Origin of the sequence: Mesobacillus sp. (genome assembly GCF_049588175.1) — a bacterium.
Classification (GTDB): Bacteria; Bacillota; Bacilli; order Bacillales; family Cytobacillaceae; genus Mesobacillus.
Map to the genome: position 1 here is coordinate 1 of NZ_JBAVFI010000186.1, position 3,492 is coordinate 3,492.

The 3,492-nt window shown below is 38.9% G+C and carries 4 protein-coding genes; 3 read left to right on the forward strand and 1 reads right to left on the reverse strand.

Annotated elements, in window-relative coordinates:
• Positions 1–111 precede the first annotated feature (111 nt).
• Positions 112–669, forward strand: a complete 558-nt coding sequence (locus WB217_RS04405) for a GNAT family N-acetyltransferase (RefSeq protein WP_423991004.1) — start codon at positions 112–114, stop codon at positions 667–669.
• Positions 670–697: 28 nt separating this feature from the next.
• Here WB217_RS04405 and WB217_RS04410 read toward each other — a convergent pair whose 3' ends face one another.
• Positions 698–1,234 carry a histidine phosphatase family protein gene (locus WB217_RS04410; RefSeq protein ID WP_423991006.1) on the reverse strand — a complete coding sequence of 179 codons (537 nt, stop codon included), beginning with the start codon at positions 1,232–1,234 and terminating at the stop codon, positions 698–700.
• A gap of 115 nt (positions 1,235–1,349) precedes the next feature.
• On the opposite strand from WB217_RS04410, the gene WB217_RS04415 reads away from it, so the two are divergent.
• Both WB217_RS04415 and WB217_RS04420 read left to right on the forward strand, forming a co-directional pair.
• Positions 1,350–2,495 (forward strand): LacI family DNA-binding transcriptional regulator, encoded by a 1,146-nt coding sequence (locus WB217_RS04415; RefSeq protein ID WP_423991008.1) that lies wholly within the window; start codon positions 1,350–1,352, stop codon positions 2,493–2,495.
• 56 nt (positions 2,496–2,551) lie between these two features.
• On the forward strand, positions 2,552–3,492 hold a 941-nt coding region (locus WB217_RS04420; RefSeq protein ID WP_423991010.1), incomplete at its 3' end, for an alpha-glucosidase.

Genomic DNA, 3,492 nt, shown 5'->3' on the forward strand with positions numbered 1-3,492 from the left:
ATCTTAGAAAATCATTCAAGCAATGATCCTAAGTGAAGTTTTTATATAAGAGATTTATGGGGAACGAATTACGTTATAATAACCAGAGAATAAATCCTAGGAGTGACTGCCATGCAACTAGAAGATGTTTTCAGCAACCTTCCTACACTAGAAACCGAGCGCCTGATTTTAAGAAAAATCACGATGGATGATACAGCAGATATCCACAAATATGCCTCTAACCCTGATGTTTCGAAATATGTGTTTTGGGAGACTCATCGTTCACTAAGTGACACAAATGATTATATTAGATTTATTGTTGATTTATATAAGAATGGAAAACTTTCTCCATGGGGAATTGAATACAAAGAAGATGGAAGGCTGATTGGCACTGTTGATTTTGTAAATTGGCAGCCAAACCACAAGTCTGCAGAAATCGGTTATGCGCTATCAAAAGACTACTGGGGAAAAGGAATCGCAACGGAAGCAGCAAAAGAACTAATTAATTTTGGTTTTTATAACATGGACTTGGTCAGGATACAAGCAAAATGTCTGGTCGAAAATGCTGGGTCAGAAAGGGTTATGGAAAAGGCGGGAATGACTTTCGAAGGCATATTGAGAAAGTTCATATTCATAAAAGGAGCTCACTATGATGTGAAAATGTATTCGATTATTAACGAAGACGCCTGACCCAGTATAAAAGGGAGGCGCCTTAAGGTTATTGTTTTTCAAAAATGTAGATTTTGGCGTTTTCCGGCCTGTTAAATTTCGGACCGGAAAAGCCTCTTTTCACCAATTCCTTCCTCATAAACATCATGATCCCTCCATGACCGACAATTAAAACGTCCTCATCATGCTCAAGCACCTGATCCAGTACCCGATTAATACGCTGTATTACTTCCTTTTTACTTTCTTTTTGAGACTTATGACCGAGAAGCCAGGCAATCCTAATGAGAAAAATATGAAACCACAGCGGCAGCCTGAAATCAGAACCTGCTATTGGGTAAATCGACATCTCACGCAAACTTTCCAAATATACAATTTTTCCATTAAAAGCACCCTGGGCTGTCCGGGTGGCTCTTGGCAAATCACTTGAATAACATCTCTTCCAGGTAACTTTGCACAGATCAATTTCCGTTTCCTCTATTTCTGATTCATCATATTCCTTTTGCCACTCAAGCAGTTCACTTGATGAAACCATCTTATTTGGATACCCCAGTGTAACCTTGTAATGTCTTAGCAAACCAATCTTCATTCACATACACCCTAACATAATATAAATAATCTATATAACCTTACATTATTATTCTCCCCCGGACGAATTTTTCCTTTTTGTATTTTAATTAGAAACCTGAGTTAAAGGAGTTCCAATGCAAAATGTAGAATTTATTCCAATCCGATATGCCCTATCTATAGGAAGTAGGGCATTTGATAAAAAACTTGCCACTGTATTCTTTTCGTATTACTATATAAGCAATAACGTAAACGTTTACGTAAGAGGTGTGATGGCGATAAACTACACTATTAAAGATGTTGCAAAAAAAGTAAATGTCTCGATTGCTACAGTCTCCAGGGTGCTTAATGGTCAGGGAGGTTATTCAAAGGCGACGGAAGAAAAGGTGCTTTTGGCCATCAAAGAGCTTGGATACCAGCCGAATGCCTTCGCCCGTGGATTAATCAACAATAAATCCAACACGGTCGCAATCCTATTCCCGGAAGTATCAAGCCAGTTCTCATCTAAAATCCTCAGAGGTGTCGAAGAGGCAGTCCATGCTTTTGGCTCAAGTGTCATCGTCTGTAATACTGCCTCACACGGTCAGCGGACAATGAAATATTTGGATCTTTTAGCAGAGAAAAGGATAGATGGAATCCTTTTTGTCAGTGAAATCATTACGAAGGAATATTATCAAAAATTAGAATCCATGAAGATTCCAGTCGTCCTGATTGCAACAGAATCTTATCTCTATCCACTGCCGTTTGTTAAAGTGGATGACAAACATGCTGCTTTTACCGCCACTAATTATCTAATAAAAAAAGGGCATACAAAAATTGGTATGATCAGCGGCAATAAAGAAGATCTTATTGCTGGCCAGCCGCGTATCGATGGCTATAAACAGGCTATGTTAAGCAGGGGGTTTCCCGTGAATGAAGAAAATATTGTTTATGGAAAAGGATTTTCTTTTGAGGACGGATTGAATAGTTTGCCCCTGCTATTGAAGCAGTTCACTGATTTAACTGCTGTGTTTGCTGCAAGTGATGCTATTGCCATGGGAGCGATTTCAGCTGCTTATAAACTTGGGATCAGAATTCCGCATGAATTATCGATTGTCGGATATGACAACCTGCCAATTGCAGAAATGTCTATTCCTCCGCTGACAACTGTTGCACAGCCATTAGAAGAAATGGGAAGCGTAGCTGCCAATATTCTATTTTCAATGATGAAGTCTGCTCAAAACGGTGAAAGCAGGATTATGCCACATTCGATGATTGAAAGAGAAACTGTAAGACACTTATAATTTTTTTACACAGTACGTAAACGTTTACTCAAAAAATATATATGGAGTGATATCCTTTGAAAAAACATTGGTGGAAAGAATCAGTCATTTATCAAATATACCCGCGCAGCTTCATGGATTCAAATGGAGATGGAATTGGTGATATTCCAGGTATAATTTCAAAATTAGATTATTTAAAGGGACTTGGCATAGATGTCATTTGGCTTTCACCTGTCTATAAATCTCCTAATGATGACAATGGGTACGATATCAGTGATTACCGGGATATTATGGACGATTTCGGAACAATGGCTGACTGGGAGCTTCTTTTAAAAGAGATGCATGAGCGCGGACTGAAACTCATCATGGACCTTGTCGTTAACCATTGTTCAGATGAACACAACTGGTTCGTTGAATCTCGTAAATCAAAGGATAATCCATATCGTGATTACTATATTTGGAGACCTGGGAAGGATGGCAAGGAACCTAACAACTGGGAATCTGTTTTCAGTGGCTCCGCTTGGCAATATGACGAAACAACTGATGAATACTATCTGCATCTTTTTAGCAAAAAACAGCCTGATCTGAACTGGGAGAATCCTAAGCTCCGTCAGGAAATATACGACATGATGAAATTCTGGCTGGATAAAGGAATCGATGGATTCCGAATGGATGTCATCAATTTCATTTCAAAGGTGGACGGCCTACCGGATGCACCTAATCCAGAAGGGAAGCCTTATGCCTCGGGAAGCAAATTTTTTATGAACGGCCCAAAAATTCATGACTACCTTCAAGAAATGAACCGTGAAGTTTTGTCTCATTATGATGCTATGACAGTTGGCGAAATGCCAGGTGCTTCTGTTGAACTCGCAAAGCTTTATACAAATGAAGAACGAAATGAAACTAATATGATCTTCCAATTTGAACATGTAGATTTGGATTCAGGACCTGAAGGCAAGTGGGATTTAAAGCCATTGAAGCTAACAGACCTTAAGAAAAGCTTTACTAAATGGCAAAA